This window comes from Patescibacteria group bacterium, from assembly GCA_026417895.1.
Lineage (GTDB): Bacteria > Patescibacteriota > Patescibacteriia > UBA2591 > CALHIP01 > CALHIP01.
The window spans coordinates 48,248-66,330 of the sequence record JAOACJ010000009.1 but is presented as its reverse complement, the minus strand read 5'-3'; the positions used below and the strand labels follow the sequence as shown (position 1 = coordinate 66,330).

General features: G+C 35.3%; 18 protein-coding genes. 11 read left to right on the top strand and 7 right to left on the bottom strand.

Annotation, left to right across the window (positions count from 1 at the left end):
• From N2259_01545 to N2259_01510, 8 genes are all read left to right on the top strand, one after another.
• Positions 1-301 (top strand): hypothetical protein (locus N2259_01545; GenBank protein MCX7778912.1); only part of this gene is annotated, 301 nt, incomplete at its 5' end.
• Between the two features lie 90 nt (positions 302-391).
• Positions 392-1,201, top strand: a complete 810-nt coding sequence (locus N2259_01540; protein ID MCX7778911.1) for a prepilin peptidase — start codon at positions 392-394, stop codon at positions 1,199-1,201.
• Positions 1,202-1,203: 2 nt separating this feature from the next.
• Positions 1,204-1,695, top strand: a complete 492-nt coding sequence (locus N2259_01535) for a prepilin-type N-terminal cleavage/methylation domain-containing protein (GenBank protein ID MCX7778910.1) — start codon at positions 1,204-1,206, stop codon at positions 1,693-1,695.
• A gap of 21 nt (positions 1,696-1,716) precedes the next feature.
• Positions 1,717-2,211: a hypothetical protein gene (locus N2259_01530; GenBank protein MCX7778909.1), complete on the top strand. Its 495-nt coding sequence runs from the start codon at positions 1,717-1,719 to the stop codon at positions 2,209-2,211.
• Complete coding sequence (locus tag N2259_01525; GenBank protein ID MCX7778908.1) at positions 2,208-2,774, top strand: hypothetical protein; 567 nt, start codon at positions 2,208-2,210, stop codon at positions 2,772-2,774. Before N2259_01530 ends, N2259_01525 begins: the two co-directional genes overlap by 4 nt.
• Positions 2,775-2,838: 64 nt before the next feature.
• On the top strand, positions 2,839-3,501 hold the full coding sequence (locus N2259_01520; protein ID MCX7778907.1) for a hypothetical protein: 663 nt from the start codon (positions 2,839-2,841) through the stop codon (positions 3,499-3,501).
• Positions 3,502-3,527: 26 nt separating this feature from the next.
• Complete coding sequence (locus tag N2259_01515) at positions 3,528-4,940, top strand: hypothetical protein (GenBank protein ID MCX7778906.1); 1,413 nt, start codon at positions 3,528-3,530, stop codon at positions 4,938-4,940.
• Positions 4,941-4,970: 30 nt separating this feature from the next.
• Positions 4,971-6,635 (top strand): hypothetical protein, encoded by a 1,665-nt coding sequence (locus N2259_01510; GenBank protein ID MCX7778905.1) that lies wholly within the window; start codon positions 4,971-4,973, stop codon positions 6,633-6,635.
• A gap of 23 nt (positions 6,636-6,658) precedes the next feature.
• Here N2259_01510 and N2259_01505 read toward each other — a convergent pair whose 3' ends face one another.
• Positions 6,659-8,134 carry a T9SS type A sorting domain-containing protein gene (locus tag N2259_01505; protein ID MCX7778904.1) on the bottom strand — a complete coding sequence of 492 codons (1,476 nt, stop codon included), beginning with the start codon at positions 8,132-8,134 and terminating at the stop codon, positions 6,659-6,661.
• Between the two features lie 139 nt (positions 8,135-8,273).
• Between N2259_01505 and N2259_01500 the strand changes: the two genes are divergently transcribed.
• From N2259_01500 to N2259_01490, 3 genes are read left to right on the top strand one after another with little or no spacing between them, the layout of a single operon-like run.
• On the top strand, positions 8,274-8,405 hold the full coding sequence (locus tag N2259_01500; protein MCX7778903.1) for a hypothetical protein: 132 nt from the start codon (positions 8,274-8,276) through the stop codon (positions 8,403-8,405).
• Positions 8,406-8,441: 36 nt separating this feature from the next.
• Entirely contained in the window at positions 8,442-8,891 is a 450-nt protein-coding gene (gene rplI / locus N2259_01495) for a 50S ribosomal protein L9 (protein ID MCX7778902.1), read from the top strand.
• Positions 8,884-9,588: a PrsW family glutamic-type intramembrane protease gene (locus N2259_01490; protein ID MCX7778901.1), complete on the top strand. Its 705-nt coding sequence runs from the start codon at positions 8,884-8,886 to the stop codon at positions 9,586-9,588. Before rplI ends, N2259_01490 begins: the two co-directional genes overlap by 8 nt.
• On the opposite strand, the gene miaB is transcribed toward N2259_01490, so the two are convergent.
• The 6 genes from miaB to N2259_01460 all read right to left on the bottom strand — a co-directional run bounded on the left by miaB (position 9,533) and on the right by N2259_01460 (position 18,033).
• A complete protein-coding gene (gene miaB / locus N2259_01485; protein ID MCX7778900.1) occupies positions 9,533-10,903 on the bottom strand; it encodes a tRNA (N6-isopentenyl adenosine(37)-C2)-methylthiotransferase MiaB in 1,371 nt (456 codons plus the stop codon). The genes N2259_01490 and miaB overlap by 56 nt on opposite strands.
• 114 nt (positions 10,904-11,017) lie before the next feature.
• The gene (locus N2259_01480) at positions 11,018-11,494 is read right to left on the bottom strand and encodes a hypothetical protein (GenBank protein MCX7778899.1); all 477 of its coding nucleotides are present in this window, start codon (positions 11,492-11,494) and stop codon (positions 11,018-11,020) included.
• 1 nt (position 11,495) lies between these two features.
• Positions 11,496-13,265 (bottom strand): threonine--tRNA ligase, encoded by a 1,770-nt coding sequence (gene thrS, locus N2259_01475; GenBank protein ID MCX7778898.1) that lies wholly within the window; start codon positions 13,263-13,265, stop codon positions 11,496-11,498.
• A 24-nt stretch (positions 13,266-13,289) separates the two neighbouring features.
• Positions 13,290-14,411 (bottom strand): hypothetical protein, encoded by a 1,122-nt coding sequence (locus N2259_01470; GenBank protein MCX7778897.1) that lies wholly within the window; start codon positions 14,409-14,411, stop codon positions 13,290-13,292.
• A 30-nt stretch (positions 14,412-14,441) separates the two neighbouring features.
• Positions 14,442-17,612 carry a DNA polymerase III subunit alpha gene (locus N2259_01465; GenBank protein MCX7778896.1) on the bottom strand — a complete coding sequence of 1,057 codons (3,171 nt, stop codon included), beginning with the start codon at positions 17,610-17,612 and terminating at the stop codon, positions 14,442-14,444.
• Positions 17,613-17,721: 109 nt separating this feature from the next.
• On the bottom strand, positions 17,722-18,033 hold the full coding sequence (locus N2259_01460; protein ID MCX7778895.1) for a hypothetical protein: 312 nt from the start codon (positions 18,031-18,033) through the stop codon (positions 17,722-17,724).
• Positions 18,034-18,083: the final 50 nt, after the last annotated feature.

Sequence of the window (18,083 nt, the reverse complement as noted above, 5' to 3'; positions counted from 1 at the left end):
ATTAGAAAGTTTTTATAGTGAAGTAGGTCGGTATCCAAACATCTCAACAACTATGAACATTTCAGGTCAATGTCTGGTTGGCGGTTCAACTGCTAATTTTGCCCCTTGTACTTCATCGGGTACTATTTACTTCGTTGTTCCACCCAATCCAGCTAATTGTACTGGTTATCTTTATGGTACAAACTATGCTTTTGTTGGTACGGCCGCAGGCGATAACTACAACATCTATTTTTGTTTAGAGAAAGATACCGGTGGCTATCCCGCAGGTAACCGCTACGCAACACCAGTTGGGATAAGGTAGAAAATTTTTTCATTTTTATCACCAGTTATTTCCGTTAAAGAAGTGAAATAATTGTTTTTTTTATTAAAATTGCTATAATTTTAAGATTTCATGGTTTTCTTATTTGCCCTTTTCTCGTTTTTGTTTGGTTTAGCCATTGGCAGTTTTTTAAATTGCCTGATTTATCGTTTGTCACAAAAAAAGAGCCTTTTTGGCTATTCCTTTTGTCCGGCTTGTCAACACCGGCTTTCTTTTTTTGATTTAATTCCGCTTTTTTCCTTTTTATTTTTAAAGGGTAGGTGCCGCTATTGTCAAGCAAAAATTTCCTGGCAATATCCATTAATTGAACTGACAACAGGCGCTTTATTTTTATTGGCCTCTTTGAAATTATCTCATCAATTTTTATCCATCTATCCCCAATTTCCAATTTCCAATTTTCAATTTTCAATTTTCCTTCTTCGCGATTGGCTTTTTCTAACAGTGATGGTTTTTATTTTTGTCTATGATTTGAAATATATGTTAATCGAAGATACTGTTGTTATTCCAGCAACCATTGTCATTTTTCTCCTTAACCTTTTACTCATTAACTCAACAACTTATCACTTAACTACTCTTCTGCTCGGCGGTTTTTTTGGTTTTGGGTTTTTTCTTCTTCAATATCTTTTGACGGCGAAAAAAGGAATTGGCGAAGGTGATTTACGTTTAGGTTTGCTATTGGGTTTAACCTTTGCTTGGCCAAAAATTTTAGTTGTTTTAGTCATTTCTTATCTACTCGGTGGTTTTGCCTCTTTAATTCTTCTCATCACTCATCAAAAAAAGTTGACCTCTAAAATTCCTCTTGGCCCATTTTTAGCTGTTGGCGGCGTAATGACCCTATTTTTTGGTGATTTGATTTTTTTGTCTTTTTTTGGAAAAATATAAATATGAGAAGAGGCTTTACTTTTATCGAAATGATGGTGGTGATGACAATTACTGTTTTAATTTTAGGGATTGGTTATGTTAATTATCGGATTAAAGAAAGGAAAGAATTAGTTTTATTAGATGCTCGGCGTTTAGCCAGTATTTTAAAACAAGCCCAAAGTTTGGCTTTAAGTGCTCAACAAATGGACAGTAGTTTGCCCCGTGGTTATGGTGTTTATTTGCCCAATAACAACACCTATATTTTTTTTGCTACTAACAATGACTATTTATATGATAGTGGTGAAGCAATTTTTAATTACTCTCTTTCCAAAAATATTTTTTTCAATCCATTTTCTTCGCAACATCAAGTTTTCGCCTTGCCTTTAGCCAGTCTTTACGTCAATAACGTCGCTTGTTCAACCAATCAAACTATCACCCTTCAAGACAGTCGGACAAATGAACAAAAGAAAGTAAAAATTAATTGCCTTTCCGGACAAATTGAGGTGAGTGATTAAATGTCAAATTTAATTTATATTATGAAAAAGGGGTTTACTTTAGTGGAGACAATTGTCGCGGCAACTCTGATTGTCACAGCTTTATTAGGCATCATCGCTTTAGCCTCTTATTCTTATTCTATTGGCGGAAGAAGTGGTGAAGCACTTCTTGCTACCAGTTTGGCACGGGAGGGAATGGAGGTAATGAGGGCAATTCGCGACAGCAATTGGTTGGCTCTCAATGATTGGAATTATGGTTTAAGTGCCGGAAGTTTTATTGCCAATGCTGATTCAACCAGTTTAACACAAGCTTCTTTTTCTGGCGGTTCAACGATTAAAGATTGCACAAATTGTGGTCTCTGTCTTTCTAGTGGCCGGTATTTTCACTGTCCTTCACCTAATACGATTTATAAACGGTTACTCCAGATTACAAGTCTTTCGCCCAATGAAATAAGAATTTCTTCGCAGGTTCTTTGGCGAACAAAAGCAGGCGACCAGACAATTAACCTTCAACAAATTCTGACTAATTGGCGATGAAAAATAAATTCAATAATCCAAAAACTAAAAAAGAAAAATTTACCAACAAATCTAGCTTTACTTTAGTTGAAATGTTAACTTCAGTGAGTATCATCGCTTTCGTCTTTTTAGCGGCAACTGGTATTTATACTTTTTCTATTGGCTCACAAAGAAAATCAGCCGAACTTTCTAGTTTACAACAAGAGGCCAATTATTTACTCTCTATCATCGCCAAAGACATTCGCGCTGGTTTAGTCGATTATCTGCATTATGGCTCTCAAATTCCTTCACCCACTTCTACTTTGGCACTCATTAATTATCAAACCAATCAGACAGTGGTTTACAGCTTCAGTAGTAATAAGATAATGAAAAATGTTGGTGGTAGCGGGGACCAGCCGTTAACGAGTAGTGAGGTTGAAGTGACGGATCTTAAATTTTATATTTCCCCTTCCCAAGACCCCTTTACCTCTAATGCGACAACAAGAATTCAGCCACGGGTAACAATTGTTTTAGAATTAAAAGCCAAAGGTCAAGTTTTTAGCCTTCAACAAACCGTCATTCAAAGATATGGGGAAAGAAAATAGATAAAAGAACACAAAAATTCAAACTCTCATTGCAAAAATTGTTAAAAAATGATAAAATAAAAAAATGAACTTTAGTCAATCTCAATCAGGCGTTTCTTTACTTCTGGTCGTCTTAATTTTAGGCAGTCTTTTAGCCGCTGGTTTAATGATGAGTGAAGTCTTGGTTCGTCAAGGACAGATTGTTCGGGCAACTTCTTTTTCTGAATTGGCTTATTATGCGGCCGAAAGTGGTGTTGAAAGAGCATTTTATAAAATTAACCAAGAAAAAGTTGATCCATTAACCCTTACTGACTCTGACACCCTTCCCAATAACTCTTCTTATCTTTTAGGACTAGTAAACGTGATCACAAATACTGTGCCATGGTCCGTCAGTCTTTCGACCAATCAATCGTTTCAATTAGATCTTGATTTAAATCTTGCCTATCCGGCCTCTCTCAGCGTTAACGCTTCTTCACCTGGGGGAGAGGTACTTCTTTTTTCCTGGCAGAGAAGCGGAGAGATAGATCCCTTAGATTTTGTCACCACTGTCCCACCTTTAGTCAATTATGAAATTCGTTCAGATCGTTATCATCGATTAAAAATTTGCAATCCTAACTCTTCTGATGTTAATTTTATCATTAATGCACCTAATCCTATTCCGAGTGGTTTTGAAGTGGAGGTGTCAGGCTTTTTTAAAAATTTTCAGCGCAAAATCAAAAGTTTTTTTCCTAAATATTTTTTCTATTGATAAATTAAAAATTAACTTTTACGCCTATGAAAAAAGCAACTTTCTTCTTTAAAAAAAGCCGGTTATTTGGTCGACTCTTTTTACTGGCTTTATCACTTTTCTTTTTAGCCATTCCTGCAGTTTTGGCTCAGACTTGGCAGGAGCCAACCCAACCACCACCACAAGGCCAATTACCCGGACCGGTTTGGTTACAAGGTTCTTTACCGGGAACACTTCAATCAGGTAATGTCTTATTTAATGGCCAATTAGGAATCGGGACGGTCAATCCAGCCGAAAGAATGGAACTTACTGCTCCAAGTGGCACAACTTGTCGTTTGCGAATTACTGATACTGACACCAATGAAAATCCAGAGTTGCAACTTAAATATGGAACAGGGACTAATGATCATTGGGCTATTTATGTGAATAAATCAAATAATAGCCTTCGTTTCTGGGGTAGTGGAACAAATAACGATGATCGATTCACAATTTTACCGACCGGTAATCTCGGCATCGGAACAACCAGTCCAGGATATAAATTAGATGTAAGTGGTGACGTGAGGTGGACTGGCATTCTTCAAGGCGGTTCGGTTCCATGGGCACGTTTAACTTCATTTCCTTCTGCTTGTCCGTCAGGTCAATATGTCACGGCAGTAGGACCAACCTTGACTTGTTCTCTACCTTCAGGACTTTTGCCTTCAGGAACTACTGGTCAAACGCTCAGACACAGTGGAAGTGCTTGGGTCGCAGATAGTAATTTGTTTAACAACGGCACCAACGTCGGCATCGGGACAACCAGTCCGATTCAAAAATTAGATATCAATGGCGCGATCAATGTAAGAAATGGTATTATTCAAAAAGGTACGAACGCCATCTCCGGGACTGATCTAGGATTGTATTCTCAGGGCTCTGGTGAATGGATCCGTTTTGTTACTAACAGTGGCACTTTTGCTTGGTATAAAGATGGTGGTTATGGATCAACGCCTATTATGACCTTAAGCCCGGCCGGTAAGCTCTTAGTCAATGAAATCGATCCAATTTATGAAATTGAAGGAATAAAATATGCCACTTATGGCCATTCAACGGTTGGTTTAAAAGAAGAGGTGGTGGGCAAACTTCGTTTACAAATGTCAAATGACAAATTTCAAATGCCAGAAGTTGAAAATCAAATTTATTTAGCGACTATTGATTTTAACCGAACAGAAAAAGGTTCTGATTTATGGCTTTTTCGCCAGATTACAGCCTTTGGTCAAAATTGGCAGGATTTAGTGGTGAATTTAACACCCGAGGGACGGGCACAAGTTTGGTATGAATTTCAACCCACAAAAAATCAACTTCTCATTTACGGCACCGCCCCGATTAATGTTTCCTATCGTTTAATTGCTCCCCGTTTTGATTGGCCGGGCCGGGCAACCAATTTAGCTTCAGATCAAAACACTTCAGGCTTAAAAGTGAGATAAAAAATAAATTAAAAATTAACTTTTACGTCTATGAAAAAAATCATTCCTCTCATCATTATTTTGGTTTTCGTTGTTTTAGGTTTATTCTTTTGGCAAACTTCCAAAGTCGAAAAACAAAAAAACTATGTTTTGAGCGAAGAAGAGATTGAAAAACTGAACCATTTTGAACCGACCGAGAAACCAAAAAACAGTGAATATGCTTTTCGTGTTTCCTCGGCACCAGGTGTTTATCCAAAATTTTTAGGCGGTATTTTTTCCAAACGGCCAAGGGAAGTAAAGGGCGGTGAAAAAATTTGGGCGAAAATCAAAATTGAAGACCCAGCTGGTTTAGCGGAGGTGAAATTTAAAATCATTGCCCGTCCAGATTTTGAAAAAGAGATGTTTATGAGCTATGATGAAAAAGAATCAGTTTGGCAGGCGGAAATAGTTTTACCTAAAGAAATAGAAGAAATTGTTTGGACAAATTTTTTGGTAAAAAATAAAGAAGGGAGGGAAGATAAACTGGAATTAGATTGGGCTCCTCAGAACACCTGTCCATTATGGATTGGTAATTTAACTCTTACTCAATCCTGTAGTTTAATTACTGATAGTCAGAGTCCAGAGAGAGGTTTAGTTATTGGCACAGAAACTGGCCGACTGGTTATTGGTAGTGCCACCGTTAACTTGAGTGGCTGGGTGAATCCTTTGAATTTGCAAGAGAAAAAACCAGCTTATTTGATTTTTGCTACCAAAGGAACAAACAAGGGTGTTGATTTGACCGGCACCGGAAAAATTGTTTTTGGTCCATATACTACCAACCCTTCTATTTTGATTGGCTGGAATAGACCAGATAGTATTAATGGGATGCCTGCCAAAATTTGCGTACGCGACTCTGATTCAGACAAATATCTCGGTAATTTTGAAATCGCGGGTCGGTATCCATTAGACACCGATTGTCTTCAACTTGGTACGGGTTATAGAGAAGCAGATACACTGAATTACCCAAATTACACCGGTCCAATTCAAAGAGGTGATTGTGATGATAGTAATGCTTCTGTAATTCCCAATAGTTGCCATCCAAGCATAGCCCGGCAAAAGTGTGATCCTAACTTATCAGGTAATTGGGTTACTTCTTGTGGTGATGGGATTCGTAATTGTGGTGAGGTCTGTGAAGGCAACGATCCTACACCTCCTTTTGGTATATGTAGTTATCCCGGAACTCAAACTTGTGTTAGTGGTTTTTGTCGAGCAGGTACTCCATGTACTGTATCAAATTGTTCTTCTGGTCATTGCGCTTGTGAAAACAGATGTTGTCCTTATTCTGATTATTATTATTGTACCGGTACTGGTCGGTGTTGTAATTGTGATCCAAATAATCCAAGCGAATGTCCAATTCCACATTGTGTAGATTTATCAACAGAAGTTTGTAGCTCCCCAACTTGTCCTTCTGGGTATCAATGTTGCGGAGGGGTTTGTTGTTCTTCGACTATTAGTTGTGATCAACCTCCTTGTTTAACAGGAGGTACTTTCTGGGGTACTTGTCGAAGTAGTGTTTCTTATTTACCTGATTTCCAGATAGCCGGTGCCTATAGCCATCCTCGTTGTGATAGTTGTAAAGTAGGCGATAGCCGATCTTGTATTTTCTATCGAGCGGTTCAAAAAACTTGTTCTATGTGTGATTGGCAGCTTGATTGCGGACCAGGAACTCCTGAATAAAATAAAAAAACCTGGGACAATATTTATTGTCCCAGGATGATAATCTTAAATTTTGCGTCGGTCTCAGCGGCGGTCTCACAGAGATAGATGCCGGGTGAAAGTTTCACCCGAAATTGATTTTGAAATTCGAATGTCTTGACTATTCTTCCGGTGGCATCATAGATTTTTACTTTGCTGCTGTTGTACCCAGTTGGCAAGTGAAAATTAACTAAGCCGGTGCTTGGATTGGGAAAAACTTTAAGAGTAGAGAATTGGGAAGAGAAAAAAGAATTTTCACTAATGCCACTTAAAGGAGTTTTAAGAAGGGTCACATAAGCTGGGGGTCCGGCTGGAGGAGAGCGTCCAGCTAAAACTGCGTGTCCATCACTTGTTTTCATAGCGTCTCTTAAAGAAACATAGGTATAAATCGGATGGGAGTAGGTGATACAGTTTAGAAAATTGCCCTCTAAATCCGTGGTAATAATTCCCCCTTTCGGGAACAATGACGAATTATAAAAGCAAACCGCAATATTAATCGTATTTTCATTTTGCCAAACTTTTTCGACGCCACACCTGTAAAAATCACTGTGTATGCTTGGTAAAAAATACATCTTTCTCCAGAGTTCATTTTTCAAAGAGTCGGTTTTCAAAAGAAAAACAAAAATTGATTCAACAGGATTTGCACTAGAACTTGCGACGCCTCTTATACCAGCTATTAGAAAGCCGGAATTATCAAGTTGAAAAAAGGTTTGACCATATAAATGCACCATTCTTTGCCACTCGTCAACATATTCCCTTTTATTAATCACTTGTCCAGCAGCATTAATTGTTGCCAAAAAACTTCGCCAAATGCTTTGTCCGGTTGGCAAATCAACAGTTGCTAAACCAAGGAGATAGATGATCGTGTTTGTTTTTGTTATTATGCCCCTGACTTCCATAGAACGGTAAATACTTTCTCTTGCCACCCCGCGACGCGTCCATAGCGTTTCCCCGTACTTGTTCGTCCGGGCCATAATAATTCCTCCATCGTTTCGACCGCCCATAATAAATCCAGAATCAGGCGAAAAAAGAACGAGATAATAAGGAGCGGCAACGGCTTGATTTTGAGGGGCAATCAATTTGTTCCACAAACTTTCTCCCATCGGGTTCGTCCTAATCAGTCTAAAGACATTGCCGAAACCCATATCATCGGTAGAAAGAATAGCGAAGCCACCATCTGGCGTCTGGACTAAATCATATCCCCAACTTTGCTCGAAAAAGAGACTGGGATAATATTGATACCAGTCAAGAGCACCAGTTACTTTATTGGTTTTTGCTAAGTAACAACCTCCACCCGGCACGTTAAAGGTGCCCCCTGTATGGACATATCCGTTTTCCGTTTCGATCCCCTTACAAGGCGCGGCGTTACCGAGTTCCTCGTAAGTCCACCATGTTTGCGCGGTCGCCGCCGAAGTCGAGAAAACAAGAAAATGCAACAAGATTATCAACAATGTCAAACTTCTCATTTTTTCCTCCATCATCCGCTTACAGCGGATGGTCGGGCTTGGATTTAGTCGCCGAAGAGGCGACTAACCCGACATTTTCAAGATAGCAAAATTTGCAAAAAAGTCAAGATACCTTAGATATTGATAGATATCGATAGATATTCATGGATATTGATTGATACCGATAGATACTTATAGATATTTTCGACATCTCTTTATTACCAATAACAAGGCTGCTCTTTATCACGCTGCTCTTTATCACGCTGCTCTTTATCTCGCTGCTCTTTATACTGATCGTGATATTTAACCGCGAGGAGGAGAATATATTTTTAAGTCTATTTTTATGCGAGTCATCTTATTACAAGACGTCAATCATCTTGGCAAAAAAGATGAAATTAAAGAGGTAGCTGATGGATTTGCCAGAAATTTTTTACTACCAAAGAAATTAGCGATTTTAGCCACACCACACGAGATCGAAAAAATTGAAAGAAAAAAAACTTTAGAAGAAGAAAGAAAAAAGAGAGAAGAAAAAAAGACTCAACTAATTGCTCAAAAAATAAAAGAATTAGAATTAGTTTTTAAAGAAAAAGTTAATCCTGAAGGTAAGCTTTATGGTTCGATTAACGCCGAAAGAATTGTCACTCAATTAAAAGAGAAAGATATTTTTATTCGAGAAGAACAAATTGAAAAATTTGAACCAATTAAAACAATTGGCGATAATGAGATAAAAATTAGACTTTCTCTCTCCCTCACAGTTTCTTTAAAGATTAAAATTTTACCACTCGATGAATAAATATGTTTTAATTTTATCCCTTTCTTTTTTGCCAAGTCTTTTTTGGCTTTTTATTGCTCGAAGAATTGATAAAAAAAACCCAGAGCCAATCAAGGAAATTTTAAGAGTTTTCTTACTGGGAATTATGATTGCTTTGCCGACCTTAGTTTTGGCCCAGGGATTAAAATTTTTTTTAGATAAAATTGCTGTCAACTATTTTTTTTATATCATTATTATCTCATTTTTCGTTGATGGTTTAATTGAAGAATTTGCTAAATATCTTATCCTGAAAGAGGGCGTTTATGACCGTAAGGTTTTTAATGAACCATTAGATGGTTTTGTTTACGCCGTAACCGTCGCCACTGGTTTTGCTTTTTTTGAAAATTTTTTCTATTTGCTTTCGAGTGGGCCGCAATTAATCGTCCTTCGTTTTGCCACTCCAACCTTAATGCATGTTTTAGCCAGCGGTATCATAGGCTATCATTTAGGGGAAGTAAAGTTTTTCCAACCTAAAAACAAAAAATTTATTCTTGCGGGCAGTCTTTTTTTGGCTGTTGGTTTTCATGGGCTTTACAACACGATTATTCGTTTTAATTTTTTCTGGAACATCGTGCCTCTGATTTTTTTGATTTTAAGTGTTTATATCTATATTTTGTTTGGCCTTAAGAAAACTTCGCGAGAGCAACACCCTCTAAGCCAAAAGGCTTTATTTTCTTAATTTTAACCTTGATCATATCACCAATTGATATTTTTTGCTTCTTTTCTAATAGATTTTCCATTTTTACTTTTTTAAAACTTCTTGTTTGACCAAAAAGAAGGTGATTTTTTTTATTTTCAACAAGAACTGGTATTACTTTTCCTAAATATTTTTTATTATTTTCTAAAGATGTTTTTTGTAAAATTTCAGTTAAAATTTTCCAGCGCCTTTCCTTTTCTTTAATCGAGATGTTGTCCCTGAGTTTTGAGGCTGCCGTCTGGGGGCGAGGCGAGTATTTAGCAATATAAGCCATATCAAATTTTACTTCTCGCATTAATTTGGCGGTATTTTCAAACTGTTTTTTAGTTTCACCGGGGAAACCGACAATAATATCTGTGGAAAGACTTAAATTTCTTTCTAACCCCCTTCGATATTTTTCAAAAGTCTTTTTTATTTTTTTGACTAAATTTTTGTAATCAGTCGCCGTATATTGACGATTCATTTTTTTTAAAATTTCATTATCACCTGACTGGACTGGTAAATGTAAATAAGGCATTACTTTTTTACATCTTGCCATTGTTTTCATTAATTCATCTGATAAATCTTTCGGATGGCTGGTAATAAAAGTTAGCCAAAAATTACCTTTCAAATTATTGACCATTTTCAGCAACTTTGGAAAATCTATTTTTTTGGTATTCGGCATTTTGGCTTTGGAGTTTTGAATTGGAGATTGATAAGAATTAACATTCTGGCCCAAGAGAATAATCATTTTATATCCTTTTTTAATTAATTCTTTCACTTCGTCAATGATTTCTTTTGCCGGTCTTGAGACTTCTCGACCCCGCGTATAAGGCACAACGCAGTAGGTACAAAAATTATTACAGCCAGTCATAATAGGGATGTAAGCAATAGGAAAGGTTGAAAATTTAGGTTTAATCTCTAAATAATTTGTAATTTTTAATTTTAAATTTTTAATTTTTTTATTTTTAGAATTTCCTTCGAGACGAGAGAGAATCAGGGGTAAATTTGGGAGCTGATTAATTTCAAAAATTAGATCAACTTGGCTCTTTAATTTTTCTTTATCTTTTGGTAAAAGACACCCCGTTAGTAAAATTTTTAATTTTGAATTTTTAATTTTTAATTTAGCTAAATTTCGAATTTGTCCAGAAAGACGATCAACAGCTGATTGTCGCACCGAACAAACAATAATGACTATTAAATCTGCCTCATTTTTATTTGACGTTGGCGAATAACCAATTTTTTCCAAAAGAGCGGCAATGCGCTCGGCATCAGATTTATTCATTTGACAACCGTAAGTGATGAGATGATATTTCATAATATTTATTTTCAATTCTTTTTTGACTATTTTAATTAATCTATAATAAAAAATCAATCATAACGTGTTAACACATTAAGACGTGGTAAAATAGATTTTTGTAAGAAATTTTGTTTAATCAAATATTTTTGATATTAAATCACCGAGATAATGAGTGATACTGATAACAATCGTCGCGATTATTAGGTGTTCGATGACAACCTTCCATCGTTTTGTCTTTTGCTTTTGAGCAATGATGAGGCTAAAAAGACTCAGTAAAGATAATCCCCAAATGATATTAACGATAATAGCTGTTGAAAGTTTAAACAACAAAAGAGGGATAATAAATGTGGAGGCAAAAATAAATTTAGCAAAAAATGTAGCGAAAGTTGACTGCCAAATTTCTTGACTAGAATGCTTATTTTCTGACTCTTCAGAGAGATGGATGCCTAAAGCGTCGGAAAAAGCATCGGCGACAGCAATTGTTAGAATGCCGCCAATGACAATCAATTTTGAATGTGTGCCCGAGTGTAAACCAACCATCAAACCGAGGGTGGTAATAATTCCCGAGGTCAAGCCAAAACTAAATCCTGTTTTGAATGAATGTTTCATTTTATTTTTTACTTTCTATTTCTTTCAAAATTTTTTCAATAAATTTTTTCTTTGTCATTTTTTTGACCTTATTTCCCCGTTCTCTGATATTTAAAGTTTTTCCCTTAATCTCTTTGTCGCCAACGACTAAAATGTAAGGAATTTTCTGTTGTTCGGCTTTACGGACTTTATAAGAAATAGTTTCGCGGGCCTGATCGACCAAGACTCGTAAGCCTAATTTTTCGAACTCTTGACCTAATTTTTGGCTGGCTTGCCAATGAGCCTTACCAACTGGCGCTAAATAAATTTGAATCGGCGAAAGCCAGAGGGGTAAAGCACCAGCATAATGTTCAATTAAGCAACCAAAAAATCTTTCCATCGAGCCAAGGACGGTGCGGTGAATCATGACTGGCTGAATTTTCTTACCATTTTTGTCGATATAATAGAGATTAAACCTTTCTGGGAAATTAAAGTCGACCTGAATGGTTGGACCCTGCCAGGCGCGACCCAAGGCATCAATCGTTTTAATATCAATCTTTGGACCATAAAAGACACCCTCACCTGGATCAATTTGGTATTTTATCTTTGTTTTTTCTAAAGCATTCTTAAGGGCTTTTGTTGCCCTTTCCCACATCTGGTCAGTGCCAATTGATTTTTCTGGCCGAGTTGAAAGAAAGACTTGGTAATTTCTAAAGCCGAAAGTTTTCATCATAAAAATAGCTAATTTTAGGACATTAACAATTTCTTTTTCTAATTGTTCGGTTGTACAAAAGATATGAGCATCATCTTGAGTAAAGCCACGAACCCTTGTTAAACCGTGAAGAACCCCAGAACGTTCATAGCGATAGACAGTACCCAATTCGGCATAACGAAGTGGTAAATCGCGATAACTTCTTACTTGTGATTGATAAATCAAAATATGAAAGGGGCAATTCATTGGCTTTAAAAGATATTCCTCATTTTCAATTTTTATGGGTGAATAGAGATTATCTCGATAAAAATCCCAATGACCAGATTTTTTCCATAAATTTAATTTGCCAAGATGAGGGGAATAAACCAATTGATAGCCTCGTTTTTTATGTTCCTCCTTCCAAAAGTCTTCAATCATTTTCCGAACTAAAGCGCCTTTGGGATGCCATAAAATTAAACCAGCGCCTAGTTCCTCTGGCGAGCTATAAAAATCTAAATTTTTACCCAATTCTCGGTGATCTCTTTTTTCTGTCTCTTCCAGATTTTTTAGATAATCATTTAGCTCTTCTTGAGTAAAAAAGGCTGTCCCATAAATTCTTTGCAACATTTTATTTTTTTCATCACCCCGCCAATAAGCGCCAGCAACTTTTAAAAGTTTAAAAACGCCAATTTCTTTAGTCGATTTAAGATGCGGTCCGCGACAAAGATCAATAAAATTTCCCAGTTGATAAATTGTCACAGTTTTCTGAGGTTTGAGATTTGAGATTTGAGATTTGAGATTTTCATCGGTTGTGCCATACTTTTTTAAATCTTCTAAAAGTTCTATTTTATAGGGTTGATTTAATTTCTTAAATAATTCCATTGCTTCTTCAAGTGGCATTTCTTTTTTTTCAAATCTTAAGTCTTCTTTAATAAGCTCTTTCATTTTCTTTTCAATTTTTTCTAAATCATCTGATCTGAGTGTTCTTTCTAATTCGAAATCATAATAAAAACCATTTTCAATGACCGGTCCTATGCCAAATTTTGCTTCAGGAAAAAGCGCTAAAACAGCAGCAGCCATCAAATGACTAGTTGAATGACGTAAAATTTCTAAATTAATCATAGAATTTTATCAGTAATAAATTTATTAAAGAGATTGTTCGATTTTTATTTCAATTAGTTCTTTTTTACTAGGTACTCTCTTTTTCCAAAAAGGTGAAAAATAAATTTTTACCGAATTAATTTCTTTATATTGCTCTAAATAATTTTTTAAAGCATTCTTTTCTAAATTTTTAATTTTTTCTACATCGAAAATAGCCGAATTTTTTTGAAGAATTGTTTTGCCCTTAATTTTCATTTCTATCTCCGCCCTTTTATCCTTTAGATTAAAACTTTTTAGATTATATTTTAAACTTTTCTCGTCGAAACTCTCTAATTTTTTATCAAGAGGAATGCTTTTCTCTAGAAAATTTTTGGCAAGATTTAATAAGTCCTTTTCTCTTATCGCCACTAAACCAACCCTTATTTTTCCTTTGGTTTTAAATTCGCTCACCTCTTGATTTGGTTTTGCTTCGGTGGTAACATTGAGAACTTTATCGCCCAAAATAATTTTCCAGCCAATAATTTCTCCTAATTTTTCTTTAATTTTTTCTTGAATTTTTTCTTCTGCTTCTTGATTAAGACTTTCTTCAAGGATCGATTTTGCCTCCTCAATATCCCTTTCCGTTACTAAGCCTATTTTTTTTATTCCACCGGTCATTTTCTCGTAACTTTCGGCAAAGATTAATTTTTGTAAGGCCGGCGAGAGGCCTGGAATAGTAAATCTGGTTGGACCGATTTCACTCGCTCGACCAGGTTGATCAGCATAAACTTTAGCTCTAACTTTTCCTTTGGCTGGCACAAGAACCTGTTGATCTAAACGGAAAAGAATACCGGCCGGCGAAAGAAGTCTGGTCGTCCTAACTAAAGTTTGATTCTGACGAGAATTGTTAACAATTTCTACCTCACCTCTAGCAATTGATTCAACCTCCAGACTAGCTTTTGGGGTAGAGGTTATTTCTTTGTCTAAATTAATTTCTAACACTTCACCAGGCAAATCGTCTGGTATTTTGATTGTTTTTTCTAAAAATATCTCTTCGGGCCTTGGGACAATTTTAATTATAACCCTTCCTTCTTGAATGAAGAAAAAAATAAGAGTTAAAGTCAAAACACCGCACATCGAAAAAAGAAAGAAAAGAGCAATTTTTTTATGAGGATTGTAGAAAGCCATAATTTCAATCTATAAATTTGTCTCGAAAATTTATATCAAGACCTCTATCTCTTTTGCCTTTTGAACAATGACCTTTGGCTCTCCTTCTTTTTCAGAAATTCTTCCTTCGGCAAGAATAATTTTATTCTCTTGCCAAAGGAGTGATGATTCTTTTAAAACGGCAGGGAAAACTAATAATTCTACGTTACCAGAGAGATCTTCAATTTTCACAAAAAGCATTGGTTCCTGAGACTGAGCAATGACTTTTTTAATTTTAGTGATGACGCCGACTACTTTGACGATTTGATTTTCTTTTAATTCGTTAAGCTTGGCGCAGGGAGTAATTTTTTTATTTTCTAAATTTTTAAAATCCTGGAGGGGGTGTCCAGAAATATAAAGGCCCAAAAATTCTTTTTCTAAACAAAGTATTTCTTGAAAAGAAAGATTTTTATTATTTTTTAATGGAAAAGAAGGGCAAGATTGATGAGAGTTAAAATTACCAAAGAGTGTTTTTTGGGGAGAGTTTTTTTCCTTTTGACTTTTTTTGGCAAAGGCTAAGGCTTCACTTAAATTTTCTAAAAGATTTCCTCGATGGCCAAATCGATCCAAGGCGCCACCCTTGATTAAACTTTCCAAAGATTTTTTATTAAGATACTGTAACGGTACACGACTAAGAAAATCAGTAAAACTTTGATAAAGACCATTTTCATCTCTTTCCTGAATAATGGCTTTTGCCACGTTTTCGCCGACATTTTTTATAGCCATCAAACCAAACCTGATTGCTTTCTTACCCTCTTTTTCAACAATTGTGAAATTTTCTCGACTCTCATTAATATCGGGTGGCAAAACCTCAATATTTAATCTTCGGGCTTCTTCTATTTCAATAGCCATTCGATCTAAATCACCGGCATCAGAAATAAGTAAAGCTGTTATAAACTCAACTGGCCAATTAGCTTTAAGATAGGCAGTTTGATAAGCAATGGTGGCATAGCAGACAGCATGGGCTCGATTAAAAGCATAACCGGCGAAAGGTTCAATAAAGTTAAAGATCTCTTCTGCGATTTTTCGATCAATTTTTTTAGCCAGACAACCTTCAATAAATTTATTCCGTTGCTCTTTCAGGAGGCCAGGAATTTTCTTGCCAATAGCCTTTCTCAGAATATCAGCTTCAGCTAACGAAAAACCAGCCAGCTCTTTGGCAATTTCTAAAATTTGTTCTTGATAAACAGCCACGCCATAAGTTTTTTCTAAAATTGGTTTAAGTTTTGGATGGAGATAAGTAATTCTTTTTGTATGTTTGCCAGTAATATATTTTGGAATTAGTTCCATTGGCCCAGGTCGATAAAGAGCAATCATAGCGACAATATCTTCAAAAGTTGTGGGTTGAAGTTCGACTAAATATTTTCTCATTCCCTCGCTTTCTAATTGAAAAATGCCAACCGTTGCCCCAGTTTTTAAAATTTCAAAAGTTTTTTTATCATTAAAAGAAATTTTTTCTATTTCTAATTTTCCTCCCCGACTCTCAATCAATTTAATAGTTGTCTCTAAAATAGTCAGATTTTTTAGACCAAGAAGATCGATTTTCAAAAGACCCAAATCTTCGATTGAATGCATTGAATACTGAGAAATAAGAACTTTTTTTTCTTGAGAGACATCGTATTGAGTAGGTAAAAAATTATTTAATGGTTCGGGAGTGATAACAACACCACAGGCATGTGTCGAAGCATGTCTGGCAACTCCTTCTAATTTTTTGGCTATATCAATAATCTTCCGCGCTTCAGGATTTTCTAGATAAGTATCTCTTAAATCTTTTACTTTTTTTAAAGCTTCATCTAAAGAAAAAAATGGCGGAACCGTCTTTGCCAATCGGTCACAAAAATTATAAGGCAGGCCAAGAACCCGACCAACATCGCGAATAGCGACTCGAGCAGCCATCGTACCAAAAGTAATAATTTGAGCGACATTGTCTTTACCGTATTTATTTTCTATATAATGAATAACTTCATCTCTTCTCGTATCAGCAAAATCTAAATCAATATCTGGCGCCGAGATTCTTTCTGGATTTAAAAATCTTTCAAAAATTAAATCATATTTTAAAGGATCGACTGAAGTGATATCTAGAATATAAGAAACAATTGAACTAGCGGCACTGCCACGGCCTGGACCAACCATAATTTTATTTTTCTTCGCCCAACTGACAAAGTCATGGACAATTAAAAAATAAGTAGCAAAACCAGTTTTTTTAATAATTTCTAATTCATATTCTAATCTTTGAATAACTTCTTTTTCACCTTTAGGGTATTTTATTTTTAATTTTTCATAACATAATTTTTTTAAATATTCATCGGCTGACTCGTTATTTTTTAAAGGAAATTTAGGAAACTTAATTTTGCCAAGTTCAATCTCTAAATTACATTTCTCTACAATCTCCTGGGTATGAATGATTGCCTCTGGATTTTCTTTGAAAAAATCTATCATTTCCTCTTCGGATCGGAAATAAAAATCATTACTTGACATTTTTAACCTCTCTTTATCGTTTAACTTTTTTTTCGTCTGTAAACAGAGAAGAATGTCTTGAATTTCAGCGTCTTCTTTATCTAAATAATGAGTATCATTGGTGGCCACCACCTTTAAATTAAATTTTTTGGCTAAAGCAAATAATTCTTTATTAACCTCGATTTGTTCGGGAAAATTATGAGCCTGAACTTCTAAGTAAAAATCTTCACCAAAAATTTCTTTATAACGAGAAAGCGAATAATTAATTTCTTGCCTTTTTTTCATTAAAATCATTTGTGGAATTTCTCCCTGAAGGCAACCAGAAAGAGCAATTAACCCCTTTGAATACAGTCTTAAAAGTTCAAAATCGATTCTCGGTTTATAATAAAATCCCTCAAGATGGCCAAGGCTAGTTAATTTGATTAGGTTCTTATAACCCTCTTCATTTTTTGCTAGTAGAGTTAGATGAAAAGGCTTGTCATCAATTTTGGCCCTTTTAGAGAATCGACCGTTTGGCGCTAGGTAAGCCTCTACACCAATGATTGGTTTAACCTCAGCCTCTTTTGCTTTTTTATAAAATTCAATCGCTCCATACATTACACCATGGTCGGTCAAGGCTACCGCTTTCATCTTTTCTTTTTTTACTCTTTCAATCAGCTGATCTATTTTTATTAATCCGTCGAGTAAACTATAATGTGAATGAAGATGGAGATGGGTAAAAGCCATAGGAAAAATTTAAAACGAAAAATATTTCTTTTCTTCCAATAAAGCAAAGAAAGATTGATAATTAATTAGTTTCTAACTCATTTTATATATAGAAATTGATTACCTCGTCTTATTTTTTACTTTCTTGCTCTACCTCTTCTCTTTTTTCTTCCTTTTTTCTTTTCATTTCTTTTAAAAATTCAATGATCGTTCGTATCGCTTCACTTAAAAGAGGGAGTAAAGTAAATTGTCGCCCCTTTTCTTTGACTATTTTTGTTGTTTCATTAATTCGATCAGTAATTTTTGAGAAAGACTTACTTACTTTATAACATTCTCGGAAAAATTTCATCAGATAATACAATAACAAGATAAGGAAAAAAGAAACAACTAAAATCGAAATGCCTAAAACAAGAAATAAAACATCTTTGCTTGTTTGAATCATAAGTTTTACAAATTTTATTAATAAGATATAATTGTTATAATATTATAACT

What these genes read in the sequence shown, in the direction of transcription:
- N2259_01515 (MCX7778906.1), top strand. Translation starts at nt 3,528, where the DNA reads ATGAAAAAAGCAACTTTCTTCTTTAAAAAAAGCCGGTTATTTGGTCGA.
- N2259_01540 (MCX7778911.1), top strand. Translation starts at nt 392, where the DNA reads ATGGTTTTCTTATTTGCCCTTTTCTCGTTTTTGTTTGGTTTAGCCATT.
- N2259_01460 (MCX7778895.1), bottom strand. Translation starts at nt 18,033, where the DNA reads ATGATTCAAACAAGCAAAGATGTTTTATTTCTTGTTTTAGGCATTTCG.
- rplI (MCX7778902.1), top strand. Translation starts at nt 8,442, where the DNA reads ATGCGAGTCATCTTATTACAAGACGTCAATCATCTTGGCAAAAAAGAT.
- N2259_01530 (MCX7778909.1), top strand. Translation starts at nt 1,717, where the DNA reads ATGAAAAAGGGGTTTACTTTAGTGGAGACAATTGTCGCGGCAACTCTG.
- N2259_01535 (MCX7778910.1), top strand. Translation starts at nt 1,204, where the DNA reads ATGAGAAGAGGCTTTACTTTTATCGAAATGATGGTGGTGATGACAATT.
- N2259_01510 (MCX7778905.1), top strand. Translation starts at nt 4,971, where the DNA reads ATGAAAAAAATCATTCCTCTCATCATTATTTTGGTTTTCGTTGTTTTA.
- N2259_01465 (MCX7778896.1), bottom strand. Translation starts at nt 17,612, where the DNA reads ATGGCTTTTACCCATCTCCATCTTCATTCACATTATAGTTTACTCGAC.
- N2259_01480 (MCX7778899.1), bottom strand. Translation starts at nt 11,494, where the DNA reads ATGAAACATTCATTCAAAACAGGATTTAGTTTTGGCTTGACCTCGGGA.
- N2259_01490 (MCX7778901.1), top strand. Translation starts at nt 8,884, where the DNA reads ATGAATAAATATGTTTTAATTTTATCCCTTTCTTTTTTGCCAAGTCTT.
- N2259_01505 (MCX7778904.1), bottom strand. Translation starts at nt 8,134, where the DNA reads ATGATGGAGGAAAAAATGAGAAGTTTGACATTGTTGATAATCTTGTTG.
- N2259_01470 (MCX7778897.1), bottom strand. Translation starts at nt 14,411, where the DNA reads ATGGCTTTCTACAATCCTCATAAAAAAATTGCTCTTTTCTTTCTTTTT.
- thrS (MCX7778898.1), bottom strand. Translation starts at nt 13,265, where the DNA reads ATGATTAATTTAGAAATTTTACGTCATTCAACTAGTCATTTGATGGCT.
- N2259_01525 (MCX7778908.1), top strand. Translation starts at nt 2,208, where the DNA reads ATGAAAAATAAATTCAATAATCCAAAAACTAAAAAAGAAAAATTTACC.
- miaB (MCX7778900.1), bottom strand. Translation starts at nt 10,903, where the DNA reads ATGAAATATCATCTCATCACTTACGGTTGTCAAATGAATAAATCTGAT.
- N2259_01520 (MCX7778907.1), top strand. Translation starts at nt 2,839, where the DNA reads ATGAACTTTAGTCAATCTCAATCAGGCGTTTCTTTACTTCTGGTCGTC.